18 protein-coding genes are annotated in these 16951 nt (G+C 44.8%); 10 read left to right on the top strand and 8 right to left on the bottom strand.

Translation table 11 applies throughout. The features are described 5' to 3' along the window. Window positions 1–38: 38 nt before the first annotated feature. Entirely contained in the window at window positions 39–2951 is a 2913-nt protein-coding gene (locus MD536_RS10075) for a DEAD/DEAH box helicase (RefSeq protein ID WP_239598540.1), read from the bottom strand. A 79-nt stretch (window positions 2952–3030) separates the two neighbouring features. Here MD536_RS10075 and MD536_RS10080 point away from each other — a divergent pair, with 79 nt between their 5' ends. After that, window positions 3031–4278, top strand: a complete 1248-nt coding sequence (locus MD536_RS10080; protein WP_239598542.1) for a pyridoxal phosphate-dependent aminotransferase — start codon at window positions 3031–3033, stop codon at window positions 4276–4278. 85 nt (window positions 4279–4363) lie between these two features. On the opposite strand, the gene MD536_RS10085 is transcribed toward MD536_RS10080, so the two are convergent. After that, entirely contained in the window at window positions 4364–4609 is a 246-nt protein-coding gene (locus MD536_RS10085) for a hypothetical protein (protein ID WP_234866150.1), read from the bottom strand. A 256-nt stretch (window positions 4610–4865) separates the two neighbouring features. Here MD536_RS10085 and MD536_RS10090 point away from each other — a divergent pair, with 256 nt between their 5' ends. Further along, complete coding sequence (locus MD536_RS10090; RefSeq protein ID WP_239598544.1) at window positions 4866–5996, top strand: hypothetical protein; 1131 nt, start codon at window positions 4866–4868, stop codon at window positions 5994–5996. Window positions 5997–6000: 4 nt separating this feature from the next. On the opposite strand, the gene MD536_RS10095 is transcribed toward MD536_RS10090, so the two are convergent. Together MD536_RS10095 and MD536_RS10100 are read right to left on the bottom strand one after the other, a co-directional pair. Beyond that, complete coding sequence (locus MD536_RS10095; protein WP_239598547.1) at window positions 6001–6492, bottom strand: SixA phosphatase family protein; 492 nt, start codon at window positions 6490–6492, stop codon at window positions 6001–6003. A 174-nt stretch (window positions 6493–6666) separates the two neighbouring features. Next, window positions 6667–8514 carry an amidophosphoribosyltransferase gene (locus MD536_RS10100; protein ID WP_239598548.1) on the bottom strand — a complete coding sequence of 616 codons (1848 nt, stop codon included), beginning with the start codon at window positions 8512–8514 and terminating at the stop codon, window positions 6667–6669. A 55-nt stretch (window positions 8515–8569) separates the two neighbouring features. On the opposite strand from MD536_RS10100, the gene MD536_RS10105 reads away from it, so the two are divergent. Next, window positions 8570–8905: a DUF3127 domain-containing protein gene (locus MD536_RS10105; RefSeq protein WP_239598551.1), complete on the top strand. Its 336-nt coding sequence runs from the start codon at window positions 8570–8572 to the stop codon at window positions 8903–8905. A gap of 29 nt (window positions 8906–8934) precedes the next feature. Here the strand turns inward: MD536_RS10105 and MD536_RS10110 are convergent, their stop codons facing one another. Continuing rightward, on the bottom strand, window positions 8935–9267 hold the full coding sequence (locus tag MD536_RS10110; protein ID WP_239598554.1) for a hypothetical protein: 333 nt from the start codon (window positions 9265–9267) through the stop codon (window positions 8935–8937). 120 nt (window positions 9268–9387) lie between these two features. Here MD536_RS10110 and MD536_RS10115 point away from each other — a divergent pair, with 120 nt between their 5' ends. Together MD536_RS10115 and MD536_RS10120 are read left to right on the top strand one after the other, a co-directional pair. Beyond that, window positions 9388–9597, top strand: a complete 210-nt coding sequence (locus tag MD536_RS10115) for a hypothetical protein (RefSeq protein ID WP_239598559.1) — start codon at window positions 9388–9390, stop codon at window positions 9595–9597. 8 nt (window positions 9598–9605) lie between these two features. Continuing rightward, on the top strand, window positions 9606–10313 hold the full coding sequence (locus MD536_RS10120; protein WP_239598561.1) for a hypothetical protein: 708 nt from the start codon (window positions 9606–9608) through the stop codon (window positions 10311–10313). Here the strand turns inward: MD536_RS10120 and MD536_RS10125 are convergent. Both MD536_RS10125 and MD536_RS10130 read right to left on the bottom strand, forming a co-directional pair. Beyond that, window positions 10310–10876 (bottom strand): hypothetical protein, encoded by a 567-nt coding sequence (locus MD536_RS10125; RefSeq protein WP_239598564.1) that lies wholly within the window; start codon window positions 10874–10876, stop codon window positions 10310–10312. The two genes, MD536_RS10120 and MD536_RS10125, sit on opposite strands and share 4 nt — an antisense overlap. Before the next feature lie 11 nt (window positions 10877–10887). Beyond that, window positions 10888–11379 (bottom strand): hypothetical protein, encoded by a 492-nt coding sequence (locus MD536_RS10130; RefSeq protein ID WP_239598565.1) that lies wholly within the window; start codon window positions 11377–11379, stop codon window positions 10888–10890. Between the two features lie 249 nt (window positions 11380–11628). Here MD536_RS10130 and MD536_RS10135 point away from each other — a divergent pair, with 249 nt between their 5' ends. After that, window positions 11629–11970, top strand: coding sequence for a hypothetical protein (locus MD536_RS10135; RefSeq protein ID WP_239598567.1), 342 nt, complete (start codon window positions 11629–11631; stop codon window positions 11968–11970). A gap of 226 nt (window positions 11971–12196) precedes the next feature. Here MD536_RS10135 and MD536_RS10140 read toward each other — a convergent pair whose 3' ends face one another. Then, window positions 12197–12349 (bottom strand): lmo0937 family membrane protein, encoded by a 153-nt coding sequence (locus MD536_RS10140; RefSeq protein WP_234866161.1) that lies wholly within the window; start codon window positions 12347–12349, stop codon window positions 12197–12199. Window positions 12350–12543: 194 nt separating this feature from the next. Between MD536_RS10140 and MD536_RS10145 the strand changes: the two genes are divergently transcribed. The 4 genes from MD536_RS10145 to MD536_RS10160 are packed head-to-tail and all read left to right on the top strand — an operon-like array spanning window position 12544 to window position 16910. Beyond that, window positions 12544–13497 carry a YihY/virulence factor BrkB family protein gene (locus MD536_RS10145; RefSeq protein WP_239598570.1) on the top strand — a complete coding sequence of 318 codons (954 nt, stop codon included), beginning with the start codon at window positions 12544–12546 and terminating at the stop codon, window positions 13495–13497. A gap of 6 nt (window positions 13498–13503) precedes the next feature. Continuing rightward, the gene (locus MD536_RS10150) at window positions 13504–14706 is read left to right on the top strand and encodes an NAD(P)/FAD-dependent oxidoreductase (RefSeq protein ID WP_239598582.1); all 1203 of its coding nucleotides are present in this window, start codon (window positions 13504–13506) and stop codon (window positions 14704–14706) included. Window positions 14707–14716: 10 nt separating this feature from the next. Continuing rightward, window positions 14717–16219, top strand: coding sequence for an alpha-amylase (gene amyA, locus MD536_RS10155; RefSeq protein ID WP_239598585.1), 1503 nt, complete (start codon window positions 14717–14719; stop codon window positions 16217–16219). 25 nt (window positions 16220–16244) lie between these two features. Next, on the top strand, window positions 16245–16910 hold the full coding sequence (locus tag MD536_RS10160) for a porin family protein (protein WP_239598588.1): 666 nt from the start codon (window positions 16245–16247) through the stop codon (window positions 16908–16910). Window positions 16911–16951: the final 41 nt, after the last annotated feature.

Raw genomic sequence — 16951 nt, forward strand, 5'->3', positions numbered from 1 at the left:
TTTGTCACCCGTCCGGTGCCACCGGACGGGTGGAGAGGTTAGGAGAACAAATACTGAAGATCATCTTCTGTCAGTTGTTTGATGAAGCTCTCATCGTCGGGAACCAGGGTTTGTGACAGCAGTCGTTTCCGCTCCTGCAGTTCGATGATTTTTTCTTCAATGGTATCTTTACAGATCATCTGGTAAGCAAATACATTTTTTGTTTGCCCGATCCGGTAGGCCCGGTCAACCGCCTGCTGCTGAACAGCTGTATTCCACCAGGGATCTACTAGGAACACATAATCCGCAGCCGTTAAGGTCAAACCGGTATTGCCAGCTTTCAAACTGATAAGGAAAATATTGACATCATTATCCGGTGCCTGGAACTGCTCTACCAGTTCTGCCCTCTTCGCTGGTGGAGTCTCACCATCAAAATGATAATAGGCAAGTCCCGCCTGCTGGCAGGCTTTTCCAATCATATGCAACATTCCCCTAAACTGTGAAAACACCAATACTTTATTGGAACGAAGATTGTGCTGTAACTCTTCCATCAATACTTCGATTTTCACAGAGTCTGCCTGCATTAATCCGCTATCTTTTAATAATGCCGGCGCGGCACAAATCTGTCGCAGTTTCTGCATGCCCGCCAGGATGGAGAGTTTACTCTTACCAATTCCTTCCTGCCGGATATTCAGGAAAATACTATCGCGAATCTGGCTCTTTGTTTCCTCGTACATCGCTTTCTGATCCGGCGACATCTCACACCAAAGCACCGATTCTGTTTTAGGCGGCAGATCGGTAGCCACCTGTTGTTTGGTTCTTCGCAACACAAATGGTGCAGTCAGTTGTTTTAATGCCTGCACTTTTTCCTCATTGCGCTCCCGGTCAATCGGATGCGCGTATTCCTTTCGGAAAAACTCGGGCTGACCAAACAGACCCGGAACCAGAAATTGCAGTTGCGCATATAAGTCGAAGGTATTATTCATTACAGGAGTACCACTTAAGGCCACACGGGCTGTAGCTTTTAACTGATACACTGCACGGGTAATCTGCGCCGATGGATTCTTGATAGTATGACTTTCATCCAACACTACCGCATCCCAGTTCACCACCTGAAGCGATTCAATATCAGAACGAAGAGTCCCATAACTTGTAATTAGAACTTTTGCACCCGAAGATCGAAACCCTTCCATATCCCGGGAAGTTCCATGATATACAAAAGAGCGAAGGGAAGGTGCAAATTTTTCGAGTTCCTTTCTCCAGTTGTGCATTAAGGTAGCCGGACAAACAATCATGCTTAATCGAAGATCAGTTCCCGGCCCTTCCTGCCGATGTGCCAGGAAGCAAATGGTTTGAAGTGTTTTACCCAAGCCCATATCATCTGCCAGGCAGGCGCCCGCATCAATCTCTGACAACAGGCTGATCCATTCGAAGCCCTTCTGTTGGTAAGGCCTTAATACAGCTTTTACTGTAGAAGGAACCGGAATCAGTGCCGTTTCAGCAGATTGCCAGTGCAGCCATTTTTCCCACCATTCCCTGGCGATGGCTCTTCTCAAAGCATAAGATCCTTCAGTTACTGCATCTCCTGTTACCTCACCCTCATGGTTATCCGAATTTTCTTCTTTCTTCAAGCCCAGCAATATCCATTGAGGAACGATTAACTCAGCACCTTTGATCTTCCCATGTTTGATGATCGCACTGTAACGCGATAACCATTCTTCGGTAAGTACTCCAATGGAGTGATCCTTGAGTAAAACTGATTTCACACCTGCCAGTAATAACTTTTGCAATTCGGCTAGTGGAATCGTTTCACCACCAAAGCGGAGTGAAAATTGAATATGCAGGGAGTTGCCGATAGTTTTGATGATAACACATGTTGTTTCCGGAGGGAAGGGTGAATACCGGAAGGTGCGCAACAACTCCATTCCCAGCAGTTCTACATTCTCTTCAATTAGCCGGTGATATACTTTCAGGAACCAGTGCTTTTTCTTTGCCTCAGCAAAGGGAAGATTGAATACCCCGTTCAGTTGTTTGGCGAAATTCGGGTGAAGGGATTGCAGTTTATCATGAAAAGCCTGTTCTGCTGCCCGATTACGTTTGACTACATATACCTGTCCATTTCGGTTAAACTCCTCCGTTAGTTTGAATGCGCCTTCTACCCAAAATCCATCGTAGTTCCAGCGGGGAGTCAGCATCAGGAAGCTGCCACTTATCTCACTCAGATAAATCGCATGGGTTGGCTCCACTTCCACGATATCCTTGTTTAAAACAGCACCCATTTCAATGGTATAGTCCTGCTCCAGTCTTTTCAATACATGTTCAGAAAATCCTGCGGGATCGGCTGCATAAACCGCCGGATCATTTGCCGCCAGCCACTGAAGGGTCTGGTAATCTGTCATACTCAACAACCAGTAGCTGTTTTCCCTGAAAAGAAAAAAATATTCCCGCTGAAATTCACTCAGAGGTTCAAATTCTATATCTACTTTAACAAGAGGAATCAGTTCGAGTCCGGCTTCCGATTTATCCACTTTAAATCGCAGTTCAGGAGCCTGCCGCATCACTTTACAACTGATCGTAAGATGATTGCCGGTTTTGGGATTGATCGTCTGGTGATACCAGCTGAAATCAACTTCCTGCTCCAGCAATTGAGAAAACAGCTGGTGTACCTGCCGCACAAAAGAGCGATCAATATAAGCAGTAAGTGAAGTGCCGGCTTTTTGTTTGGCATGCGTACGGGTAAGTTGTTGAACCAGTTGGGTGAGTGCTTCATCCCCTAAAACAGCAAGGCATTCCTGCGCAACCCTTGGCCAGGCAGGAAAGGCTTTGCGCACTACATCCCCATCCAGTGCTTCCCGGGCGAAATCCACGCCCCTGGCCTGTTTGGTGATATAAAAAGCTTCTACCGGCGACCAGCGCTGATGGAGACGATTCGGTTTTAAAAAGAGGGCGGTTTGACGTTCCGGTTTACTCATAGAGCCGGCAAATATAAGGTCAACAATTGAACCGGGCAGAGCATCCCTTTCCGTACCTTTGCCCCCCAAATTGCCGTATATGAAACTGAGTCATTTGTCTGAAACACTTATTGGATCCGAGATTGTGAAACTGGGTGGAGAAATCCGGGAGAAGATCCGGCTGGGAGAAAAGATATACAATTTTACTGTTGGAGATTTTGATCCGAATGTATTTCCCATTCCCAAAGAACTGGAAGATCATATCGTGGAGGCCTATCGTGCCCATTTCACGAACTATCCGCTGGCTGAAGGCAATCTCGACCTGAGAGAATCCATCGCGGCATTTATTAAAGAAAGAGAGGGATTAGATTATTCCAAATCAGAATATCTCGTTGCTGCGGGTGGCCGGCCACTGATCTATGCAATTTTTCGGGCCATTGTGGACGAGGGAGAAAAGGTGGTGTATGCTGTGCCCTCCTGGAATAACAATCACTATACCCACTTTGTAGGTGGTGAACATGTGGTAGTGGAAGCCGGACCAGATACCAATTTCATGCCCAGCGCTGCTTCATTGCAACCCCTGCTGAAAGGTGCCAGTCTGCTGGCGCTTTGTTCACCTCAAAACCCGACGGGTACTGTATTTACAAAGGAAGAACTGGAAAAAATCTGCGACCTGGTACTGGCAGAGAATGCAAGCCGTGGTCCCGAAGAGAAAAAACTCTATGTATTATATGACCAGATGTACTGGCACCTGACCTATGGTGATATCCAGCATTACAATCCGGTTAGCCTGCGGCCGGCTATGCGCGATTACACCATTTTCGTAGATGCGATCTCCAAAGTATTTGCTGCAACCGGTGTGCGGGTGGGATGGAGTTTTGGTCCGGCTGCCATTATCGATAAAATGAAAGCTATCCTCGGCCATGTGGGTGCCTGGGCACCGATGGCAGAACAAAAAGCAGTGGCAAAATACCTGCAGGAAAAAGAAGCCATTGATCACTTCCTCGCCCATTTCAAATCGGAAGTGGAATACCGGCTGCGTGCTATTCATGATGGCTTTCAGGCGCTAAAGGCTGAAGGTTTCGCGGTGGATTCGGTTGCGCCCCAGGCGGCCATTTATCTTACCATCAAAGTGGACCTGGTTGGAAAGCAGACCCCTGAAGGTAAGGTGTTGGCTACTCAGTCAGATGTTACCAGCTATTTACTGAATATGGCAAAGCTGGCAGTAGTGCCCTTTTATGCCTTCGGTGCATCGGCACAATCACCCTGGTATCGCTTGAGCGTTGGAACCTGTAAAAAAGAAGAAATCCCGGTTATGTTAGCTGGTTTAAAAGCGGCATTGATATAAATAAAGAGAGACAGGCGCCACAAACACCTGTCTCTTTTTATTTTATTTTCAAACTCCAAGACAAAATATACTGTCTTAGATCCGATCAGTTTTTGTTGTTGAGAAATACGAAAGGGGGTTCACCGCTGTGGATGAACTTCATGATGCGCCTGCAATCTGTTGATATTCGAAACTTGTTGCAGTCAATGATCTCATACACGTGCGAATAGGTTTCCTGCGTCTCAACATCCATCAATAGTTTGTTGAGTTGAACCAGTTCACGTTCCATCGCGTCCTCATTGTCGCGAGCATGCTTAACCAGCACTAACAAGTCTCTGTTTGGCGCTTTCATTTAATCAGATTTTAGTAGCCTACATAACCCTTATTCATATTGCAGCCACATCCCTTGCCCCCCGCACGGTTGCTAGTGCTACAGGAAACCGCAATACTACTAATCATAATTGCCAGAACGACGTATATCAGCGTCTTCTTCATAATTTTAGCTTTACAATTTAACTATTTTTCCTACAAAAAAGTATCCCGGTTTGAGCAATTTTTCGAATTTAATCCCAAAATTTTCACCCGGGACCCGAATCCTGCTTTCTCCCATGGAATGGGGGCTCGGACATGCTAGCCGCTGTATACCTATTCTAAACTATTTACTTAACAATTGCCAGGCTGATTTGGTTGTAGCTGCCAATGGCCCCCAGGCAGCCCTGATCCGTGCTGTTTTTCCTACCCTCACTATCGTAGATATCCCTGCTTACTCTGTCAGCTACCACAAAAACCGAGCCGGGACTATCACCCGATTGGCCTTTTCTTTGCCCCATCTGGCTCAGCGGATAAGGGCTGAAAACCGCTGGCTGCTTGAGTTTGCCAGGAATCACCCTCTGGACGCCATCATTAGTGATAACCGGTATGGACTCTGGCACCCTAAGATTCCTTCCTACCTGATTACCCATCAACTGGGCATCAAAACTCCCTTTGGAAAATCGATAGATGCCCTGGTTCGAAACCAGTTGTACCGGTATATCGGAAAATTCCACGCCTGCTGGGTACCTGATTTTGAAGAATTTGAGCAGTCGCTTGCCGGGGAATTGTCACATCCCAAACACCTTCCAGGTATTCCGGTTGAATACATTGGACCACTTACGCGGATAACTCAAGTGGAAAAAAATGAGATCATTCCGGAATTGGCTGGTCTTGCTTTAACTGCTTTCGAATCCACCATCACCAAAACCTCCTTTCAGTTCAGCTCGGATGCGATTAAAGAGGACCCTGGAACTGCCATTCAATTATTGGTTGTGTTATCCGGACCTGAACCTCAACGATCCATTTTCGAGGAATTGATTCTTGAGCAATGGGCAGAGGCACCCGGGCAGTCGCTGCTATTAGTGCGGGGTTTGCCTGAAGAACATTCAGGCACTCAAACAAACATTAACCTGGCGAACAAGGGTAATAAAGAGAAAGTCGTGCATATTCAAAATGCGATGGCAGTCAATCATTTATCACCGGCTGCCCTTTCGCAGGCCATTGCCAATGCTAACTGCATCCTCACCCGAAGTGGCTACAGCAGCATAATGGATTTGCTTCCCCATCATTCCAACTGTTGGATGGTGCCTACTCCCGGTCAAACTGAACAAGAATACCTGGCTCACTACCTATCACAAAAAAAATTGATTCAAACCCAGCACCAGGATCGGTTTTCCCTTGCCCACATCCTCTCACCCGAAAGGTGAGAGATTAACCCAACTTTGGTGCATCAAAAAACAGGAATGTTTTGCGGGCCAGCGGAAAATCCGACCATCGATTGGAATCCATTTGTACAGCAAAAATTCCACAGGTTGGCATATTATCAATCCTGGTGGATGTGAGCGAGTTGACAAATTCAGTAATTCCCGGATTATGGCCGAAGATTGCTACAGAAGAAATGGAATCGGGCAAACTGGAAATTACCTCCCGGTAAACAGTTGGAGGGGCGTGATACAATTCATCGCGTAACTGCAATTGCTCCACATTGCGATCATAGGTTTTAATGAAATGGCTGGCTGTTTGAAGTGCACGCTTTGCCGTGCTCGTCACAAATGCATCAATCTGAATTTGCTTGTCGAGCAACCGCCGGGCCATTTCCGGCGCATTTTTTTGTCCCCTTTCATTTAAGGGGCGATCGAAATCAGGCTGGGTCAAATCACCCCAGCTACTCTTGGCATGACGGACCAAATAAATGGTTTTCATCCCATAAAATTAACCGTTTTACATGGGTACAGATGGAAAATAAACAGGCCTGTTTATTGGTCCCTCATAGGTTGTGTATTAAAAACGGTCGGTCAGCGTTCAATCATCAAATATGTTGCCAAAACAAGCCATGGGCGCGATTTTCACCCAAGTTTAGCGAAAGCTTGACCAAAATCAATAGCCCCGCTCGTTCTTGCCTTCCATATAATTCAGGAATGCTTTGTTTACTACCCGATTCCCCCCTTTAGTAGGATAGTTGCCGGTAAAATACCAGTCACCGGTGTTCGTAGGACAAGCCAGGTGCAGGTCTTCGATTGTCTGGAAAATCAATTCAACAGGGAAGTTAATTTCAGGAGGTGTGATCAGTTCAGCGATTTTGGCTGAGATCTCTTCTGCAGTAAACGGATGATATATTTCTTTCACCAGGTTCTTACTGTCTAACTGACCCAGGCGTGCAAGTTCCTTACATTCTTCATGCAGAGCCTGTAATCGATCTTCCATGCCACGGTCTTTCATCAATGCAATGGCAGCCCGGAATGCGATGAAATCACCCAGCTTGCTCATATCAATACCATAACAATCAGGATAACGAATCTGTGGTGCGGAGGAAACAATGATGATCTTCTTCGGATTCAATCTTCCCAGCATACGTACAATGCTCTCTTTCAGTGTGGTACCCCGAACAATCGAATCATCAATTACTACCAGGGTATCCACATGAGGCCGAACAGTACCATAGGTGATGTCATACACGTGCTGAACCATTTCATTCCGGTTCGCATCCTCGGTAATGAAGGTGCGCATCTTTACATCCTTGATGGCAATTTTTTCCATCCGGATTTTACGGTTGATCATTTCCGTTAGCTTCTCTTCGTCGAAATCCTTACCCCAGGAAAGAATCCGCTGTACTTTGATCTGGTTCATATAGTCCTCCATCCCTTTCACCATGCCATAAAAGGCAACCTCAGCTGTATTGGGGATAAAAGAGAAAATGGTATTTTTCAGATCGTAATCAATGGATTTCAACACAGCATCACGCAAGTTGTAACCCAACTGACTACGCTCTCTATAGATCTTTTCATCATTACCACGGGAGAAATAGATGCGTTCAAAACTACAGGCCTTGCGCTCTTTGGCTTCAAGCACCTGCTCAATTTTGTAATTGCCATCCACATCTACAATAAGCGCCTGTCCGGGCATCAGTTCCTTCACCTCATTCTCACCCACATTAAACGTAGTACGAATGGCAGCACGCTCTGAAGCTGCTACGATTACATCATCAGAAATATAATAATAAGACGGACGGATACCATGTGCATCACGCATCACAAAACTTTCACCACTGCCTACCAGTCCGCCGAAATGATAACCTCCATCAAACCATTTGGCTGATTGTTTCAGCACTTCAGCAATATCAGGGCGACCCGGATTTTTCTGGTCTTCCTGCACCAGGAAATGGTGAACTACTTCCATCATGGCCGCGAGATCACTCTGGCGCTGGAATACACCTGGATCAATATTCACCAATCCGAATAATTCTTCCGTATTTACCAGGTTGAAATTGCCCGCGAGTGCGAGGTTCCGGCTTTGAATGGTATCGCGCTTGATAAACGGATGACAGAATTCCACATTGTTCTTTCCTTGCGTACCATAGCGCAAATGCCCCAGTAACAATTCTCCCAGAAATTTAACATGCCCTTTCAATAAGCCAGGGTGTTTCCGGATATCTGGCTGGTATTTTTCAAGATCTGCCACTTCTTCCCCTACCTGCGTAAACAAATCTGCTATTGCCCGCTGCTCTATGCTCCTGTTTCGGTGCAGAAAAGGATATCCCGGCTCCACATGCAACTTAACCGATGCAATACCAGCCCCATCCTGACCCCGGTTGTGCTGTTTCTCCATCAGGAGGTAGAGCTTGTTGAGCCCATACATAACTGTTCCATATTGTTGCTGGTAATAAGAGAAGGGCTTGCGTAAACGAATGAAAGCCAGGCCACATTCGTGTTTAATAGCGTCGCTCATGGGAAGAATTGAGGCGCAAAGTTAGGAAATTGCCTTTCTTTGTGCAAAAACAGTAATGGAAGTAAATGGTAAAATTATACAACTGCTGGGTGTGCAGACCGGCCAGGGGAAAAATGGAACCTGGAAAAAGCAGGAGTTCATCCTGGAAACAGGCGATCAGTACCCGAAAAAGATCTGCATAGCAGTTTGGGGCGATAAAATTGACATGAGCCAGTTTCGCATAGGTGATCCGGTACAGGTATCATTTGATGTAGAAAGCCGCGAATACAATGGACGCTGGTATACGGATGTGAAAGCCTGGAAAGTGGTAGCGCAGGGACAAGCAGGATCAGAACCGCCTCCTTATAATGGCCCGATTGATCCGGTACATGAAGATGATCTGCCCTTTTAACGGGCAATCATCTATTCAACGCATTGAAATCAAACTTTTACTGTAGTGGTAATTTTATCGGGCAACTCTTTCTCTTTGGAAGCAAGCAGGGCGATCTGTTCTCCGCAATGATTGATTGCTTCCCGTACAGAATCTGCATAATCGTTTGAACGCGAATGCGTGAATAAATTTTCACCATACATGGTTACTCTTATTTCACAGACTTTGTTATCAACAGGACTGATTTTTGAATCTTCGCGGATGGTGCATTCAATTCGTGAAATCCCTTTGTAAACCTGAGTGAAACGGATGATGGAGAGTTTAACCAACCGCAGCACAGTTTCTTCAAGTCCTTTCTTTGGTGTATGTATCTCGATGGTCATATTTTAAAGTTACTACCATCCTTTTGTTTTGTCCAGTTTTTAGCAGATTAAATAGGCGATTTTCTTTTGTATAAATTCAGTATCTTATAAGCAGTATTAACAACCTTAAAAAATAACAACATGAGAACCTTTGGTATCATCCTGATTGTAGTTGGAATAGCTATGTTTCTTTTCCGTGGATTCAGTTTTACACAGGAAAAAGAAGTGGTTGACCTGGGTCCTGTTGAAATCAACAAAAAAGAAAAGAAAAATATTTCCTGGCCCGTTTATGCCGGCGCAGTTGTAACCGCAGTTGGCGCCTTCCTGGTAGTTAGTGGAAAGAAAAAATAAAATCAGTTATGAAAAAATTGTTTGCCATCGCTGTTTTATCAGTGCTCGTATTTAGTTCCTTCTCACTTACAAACAATGCTGCTTTACTTGGATCCTGGATGCTTGAAAAGGATCAACTGCAACATGTACTGCTGTTCACCAACAAACATTATTCCTATACGATTTATGATTTGAAAGGAAAGAAATTCCATCATACGGAGGTTGGAACTTATTCACATACCAATTCAAAGCTGGAAACTATTCTTGAGTTTAATAGTACGGATCCAGGCGTAATGGGAAAACAGACAACAATAAACGCCGCTGCATCCAATAAGGAGCTGACCATAGACTGGCCGGTTGCTGACAGCAAGTGGACACGCATCGACAATGGCGGAGGCGCTTTAAATGCAACCTGGAGAATAACTGGTCGCGAGCAGGGAGGCAAAATGAATACTATTCAGAAGTCTGCCCGAAAGACAATCAAGATCATGACGGGTGGTCGCTTCCAGTGGGCAGCTATCAATACCGCCACCGGTGAATTTTTTGGAACGGGAGGCGGCACTTATACGTTTACAGATGGCCGTTATACTGAAAACATTGAATTTTTCTCACGTGATTCCAGTCGGGTTGGGATGTCGCTCAACTTTGAAGGAAAAGTTGAAGGCAACGACTGGCACCATCGTGGAAAAAGTTCCAAAGGAGATCCGATTTACGAAATCTGGTCAAAAGAAGATTAGTCTTTTCTCGAAGTACCAGAAGAAGAGAATACATCTTCAATAGCGTGAGCGATAGATGATATAGGCCCTTCCATTTTGTTGGTCCGGTCATCGAGGGTATCATCTTTCATTATATCTCCCAGTCCTAGTTCAGGTGGCAAATGGCCCAGAATCGCCTGGCGCTGGTTGCCAAAATAAGTTTGAACTGCACTTGCATCGCGATGGTTTTTGTTTTCCTGGTGAACAAAAAACATAGCTTCTCTTACAACTGCCGATAACATGGTGTTTGCCTGGATATCACTTGAGCCAGCATACCCGGCGAGTTGCGTAACCAGCACCTGGTGTTTTTGATTCAGGAGCTGACTTAAATTCAGATCCGTTGGAGCTGTCTGCGCCAGGTATTCGGCTCCATCAATACTTCTTGAATATTTGTAGAGGATAACCAGTCCGGCAGCCATCGCGCCCTGCGCCAGTTTTCCTGCCATACCATTTGAAGTATTGGTGGTTTCCTGTGTTACTGCATCAATTTCAGGCATTTTAGCTCCCATATACTCTTCGAGGTGTATGATTAGTGGTGATTTCATATCATTCGTTTTTAAGATGAAAAAACATGTGTTCCCATTGCTCTTTTGCGGGATGGTTCTCCAACAAACCAATCGGCTGTCTGCTCCATCCAGTTGTAAAAGGATTGCAGAAAGTGATTTCGTTGGGTGGAAGTGACTGTTACCTGGTTAAGTTTGAGACAAACAATCAGTCCGTGATAGCGAAGCGCCTTGGCCATGCCATAAGAAATGGCAGGACAAGCAGCCCATTCATCCGGACTGGTTTGGATTACAGCTGTTCCACCCGCTTCAATATAATAGTCTTTGCCTTTTTCATACAGCCGTATACGGGCTGGAAACTGCTTTTCAAATGCACCTGCATCCTGCAGATTTGTATGGAATAAGAGCCAGCAATTCCCCTGCTCATCCGCGTGAATGAGGCGCGCTATTCCATTAGGCAAACGAAACTCCTGATCACTCAGGTTCATGAATAACCCATACTGGAAACTATTCATTCTTTCGGCGAGAGGTGTATTGCTGTTCATATTTGGAGATTTTACAGAACAAGGAAAAAATAATACCAGCAGAAAAGTCAAAGGAAAAGGGCACAGGAAGGCTTGCAGATGTGGAACAATTGCCTCAATACTATCCTCTTTGTTCCTTCCTTTTGGGAAATCTCCCCGATTTTGAACACACAGTTTTGCAGCTGCAAGACAAAGCAGGCTGGAATAATAATTGAACCATATAATAGTCGAACTTTAAAGAACCATTTTTAAACCTAAAAAACCTTTTATATGCAACCAAGTTCAAACCAGGCACAAATGAAAAGTCTAAGTCATTGTATGGAAAAAATGACTGCAGAAGGATATACAGCTAATTTTGGGGTGCAGGACCAGCATCTCCAGCACATGGACAGCGGCCATTCTTATTTGCCCGACCAGGTGCACATTGTTGATTTCTATCGATTTGAAGGAATCACAGATCCGGATGATAATTCCATTCTGTATGTGATTGAAACCAATGATGGCAGGAAGGGTATGCTGGTGGATGCCTACGGCGTTTACTCAAACCCTGATGTGGATGAGTTTATTAAGGAAGTAGAGGACATAAAGAAGAAGAAGGGCATGGAAAAGTAGACAAAGGAGACAGGAGACAAAGGAGACAGGAGACAACTGAAAACAAAAAAATTGGGTATGGATGCAAAAAGCCATACCCAATTTTTTTGCTCACTAAAACAACTGCTGACCTCAGTATCGGAAAAACCAAACAGGCTTCAGCAATATCATCCCGCAAGATTAATAAAGCTGAAACCCGTTAACTACTTCCAATTCATAATTCCTAATTCAGAATTCATACTTCCATTCAGACTTCTCCCCTGCGGATAAAACTCAGCAGAATAGAAACCACGGCCAGTACCAGTAAAATATGAATCAAGCCGGTGGCACTGTAAACAAAAAATCCTAATAACCATCCAATAATCAGGACAACGGCTACCAAATACAATATGCTTCTCATAACATGCTTTTTTATAGTGATGAATATTGTTGTATTGATTCAACCTATAGAAAAAACGTGCCGCCTCTCTTTAAACCCAAAATACCTGCTGCTTAGAACGAATTATGGGGAAAGCTTTCCTCATTAAGTACATACGGGGTAGATTTTTTTCCAGCTTAACTCCCGGCATAATTTCTTTCCCATTACAAAGCGGAATGAAAAAAAATTCAAAAAAACTTTCTGTAAAGAGGCTCTTACAAGGTTTTAGTCAATTGGGCCACCTGCTTGGCAGCGCGGGAAAAACATTTGTCCAGGATGATGCCATCAAACTCAGCGCTTCCTTGTCTTATTATACTGTATTCGCACTTGGCCCTGTGCTGCTGCTTATCATCTCCATTGCCGGAATCTTTTATGGAGAGGACGCTTTGCAGGGAAAGCTATTTAGCCAAATCAATGGACTGGTTGGTAATTCAGCTGCCTATCAATTGCAAAGTATATTGGCAAATATTCAGAAAGCAGATAAATCCATTACAGGTGCCATTGTAGGATTCATAGTATTGGTGATTGGCGCAACGGGCGTGTTTACAGAAATTCAAAGCAGTATTAATTATATCTGGTCTATACGGGCCAAACCTGAAAAAGGCTGGCTTAAACTGATCAAAAACCGGTTACTTTCATTTTCTCTTGTTGTAGGGATAAGTTTTATTCTGTTAGTAGCACTGATAATAAACGCAACGCTTGATTTACTCAATGAGCGTCTTACGATACTCTTTCCCGGCATCGCAGTAGTCGTTTTTTATATACTGAATATTTTAACCATCTTTATAGTCATAACAGGATTATTCGCCATCATTTTCAGGGTTCTTCCAGATGGCCATATCGCCTGGAAAGATGCTATCAAAGGCGCTTCTTTCACTGCCCTGTTATTTCTCATCGGTAAGTTTCTGATTGGTTTCTATATCGGTCGCTCTGATTACGGCCTCACCTATGGCACAGCTGCATCCATTATGATCATCCTGGCCTGGGTTTATTATTCATCCGCCATCCTCTATTTCGGAGCAGCATTTACGAAAGAATTTGCCATGCAATACGGCTCCGGTATCCAACCCAATGACACTGCGGTATTTATTATCAAAAAAGAAGTAAAAGAAATCGATACAATTCAATAAATATTTATGGACCTGCGTTCCCCCAACCCTTACTGGCTACTAAAAAACGGACTGATCAGCAATTACCCCTCTATCGCCCAACATGAAAAAACAGAGATCGTAGTTATGGGTGCCGGCATTACAGGTGCACTCTGTGCCTGGCATCTGGCGAAAGCCGGCTTCTCTGTTATTGTTTGCGATAAACGTCATGTAGGAATGGGATCTACTGCCGCCAGCACCGCCCTCCTGCAATATGAAATTGATACACCCCTCAGAGAGTTAATCACCAAAGTTGGCGAAGCTCATGCCGTTCGCAGCTATGAACTTTGCGCTTATTCTATTGTGGCTCTTGAAAAAATTGCCAAACAATTTGAAGGTGCGGCAGGCTTCACCTATCGCCCAAGTCTTCAGTATGCATCTTTCAAAAAAGATGTACCAGACCTGGAAGAAGAATTCAAACTGCGCAAACAACATGGTTTCAAGTTGAGCTGGTGGGATGCGCAAAAAGTAAAAGACACCCTCGGCTTTGAAGCCCCTGCAGCCCTCTATTCTCAACTGGGTGCAGAAGTAGATGCCTATCGCCTGACTCATCACCTGCTGCAATCCATCCAACGGAAAGGAGCCAAAGTTTTTGATAATACCGCCATCACGCAAATCAATCATCAAAAACGTTCTGTTGAATTGCAGACTGAACAGGGGTTTACCATCAAAGCAAAACAACTGGTAATCGCCTGCGGTTATGAATCACAGAACTATATCCCACAAAAAGTGGAAACATTGCACTCCACTTATGCGATGGTGAGTGAACCAATGCCCGAACAGGATTTCTGGTACCGCAACTGCCTCATCTGGGAAACAGCAGACCCTTATTTATACCTGCGAACCACAACGGATAAAAGAGTTTTAATCGGCGGACTGGATGACGACTTCTATTCACCTGAAAAAAGAGACGCTAAAATTTCAGCCAAATCGAAGCAACTGTTGACCAGCTTTCAAAAGAAATTTCCGGATATCCCTTTCCGGATTGATTTCCAGTGGGCAGGCACTTTTGCCTCTACCAAAGACGGACTACCCTACATAGGTACCATCAGCCAACGACCCAATACCTGGTTTGCACTTGGATTTGGAGGAAATGGCATCACGTTCAGTTTACTGGCTGCTGAACAGATTACAGCCGCATTAACTGGAAACTCTGATCCCGATATGAAGATCTTTTCCTTTAATCGATAACACAAACTATATGACACCCATCACCCTTGCACAGTATTTCCACTGGTATTATCCGGCGGATGGCTCCTTATGGAATCAATTAAAAGAGGAAGCGCCTGAATTGGCGAAACAGGGTATCAATGCCGTATGGCTGCCACCTGCCTATAAAGGGGCAAGCGGGGGCTATTCTGTAGGATACGATACCTACGACTTATTTGATCTCGGAGAATTTGATCAGAAAGGCTCTGTTCGCACCAAGTATGGAACCAAAGAAGAGTATCTTTCTGCCATCGAGGCCTGCCACCAGCATGGTATTAAAGTAGTAGCGGATGTAGTCTTCAACCACAAAGCCGGGGCGGATGAACTGGAGAAGGTAACTGTTCGGAGGATGGATCCCTCCAACCGCAACGAATTTACCAGTGAGCCATTTGAAATTGAAACCTGGACAAAATTCACCTTCCCCGGAAGAGCTGGCAAATATTCCAATTTCATTTGGGATTATCATTGTTTCAGTGGCATCGACTGGGCGGAGGATATTAAGGAAAGTGGTATATTTTCCATCCAAAATGAATATGGAGAAGGATGGGAAGAGATGCCACATCCTGAACTGGGTAATTATGATTACCTGATGAGTGCGGACATTGATTTCCGTAATCCGCAGGTAAGAGAGGAACTAAAATACTGGGGGCGTTGGTTTCTCGAAACGACTCATGTAGGCGGATTTCGCCTGGATGCCATCAAACACATGTCGCCCAATATCATCAATGAATGGGTAGACCATGTTCAGAGCATAACCCAGGATCATTTATTCATCGTAGGGGAATACTGGAATGTGCATGACGCCAATGCATTGAAGGAATACGTAGAGGCCACTTCCGGAAGAGTACAACTCTTTGATGCGCCCCTGCACCACAACTTTTTTGTGGCTTCACGAATGGGGAAAGATTATGATCTGCGGCATATTTTCGACAACTCACTGGTGAATATAATACCCGAATTAGCAGTAACCCTGGTTGATAACCATGATACCCAATCTCTTCAGGAGCTCGAATCACCTGTAGAAGCCTGGTTTAAACCACTGGCCTATGCCCTGATCCTTTTGCGCATGCAGGGCACCCCCTGTGTCTTTTATCCGGCACTCTATGGAGCACATTATAAAGACAAGGGAGAGGATGGCAATGAACACGAGATTTGGCTGGCTGCAGTAGAAGAGTTACCCGCCTTTCTCTATCTCCGCAAAACCAGTCTGGTTGGGGATCAGCACGATTATTTTGATCATCCGAACTGCATCGGCTGGGTTCGTTCAGGCACAGTTGAACAGGCTGATTCCGGTTTCGCAGTAGTGCTGTCCAATGGTACAGATGGGTGGAAATATATGGAGCTCGGCGCACATAAAGCTGGCAGAAAAATGGTTGATTTAACTAAGCACCGGACGGATGAAATCACCCTAAATGAAAAAGGTGGTGCTGAATTTCCCTGCAATGCTGGATCTGTATCAGTATGGGTAACCACTGAGCTGGCACAGAATTTTTAATACTCCTGATATAAAATCGTATATCATGAGAACAGAATGGAGAAAAATTACCCTATTAATGGTAACAGCAGGAACCCTGTTTACAGCACAACAAGTGCAAGCGCAGGAGCAGGAAATCAAAGGAAACGGAATGAGTCCGCGTATTGGCATCAAAGCCGGTTTAAACCTGAGTAATTTTTATAGCGATGACGTCAATGACAACAACCTCAAAGCAGGATTAAATGCAGGCGTCTATGCGAAGCTCCCTGTAACAAGAGGCTTTTCCATCCAGCCGGAATTATTGTATTCCAACAAAGGCACCAAACGCAGTTATGACAATGCCATTTTTGGAGAAGGAGAATATCGTACGAACCTGCACTATATCGAAATGCCGGTTCTGGGTGTAATCAATCTTGCTAAAAATTTCAACATTCATGCGGGCCCATATGTTGGTTATCTGGCAGGCGCCAATATCACTGACCTGGAATCCGATGGATCAGTGGAAGAATTGGCAGAATTGAACCCCGAAAATCTGAATCGGTTTGATTATGGTGTAGCAGCAGGATTCGGAATTGATCTTGGACCCACTACAATCGGTGCCCGTTATACCCTGGGTATGAGAGAGGTTGGAAAATCCGGTTCCCTTTCAGGAGAAGCTTTTCGCGATAACAAAAACAGCAATATCAGTTTATTTATAGGCATTGGCTTTTAGGTTGGAGTCCGGTTCCCGAAAAAAAGAGGCTGCCAGTTTTG

It is taken from the genome of Flavihumibacter cheonanensis (assembly GCF_022352215.1).
Taxonomy (GTDB): Bacteria; Bacteroidota; Bacteroidia; order Chitinophagales; family Chitinophagaceae; genus Flavihumibacter; species Flavihumibacter cheonanensis.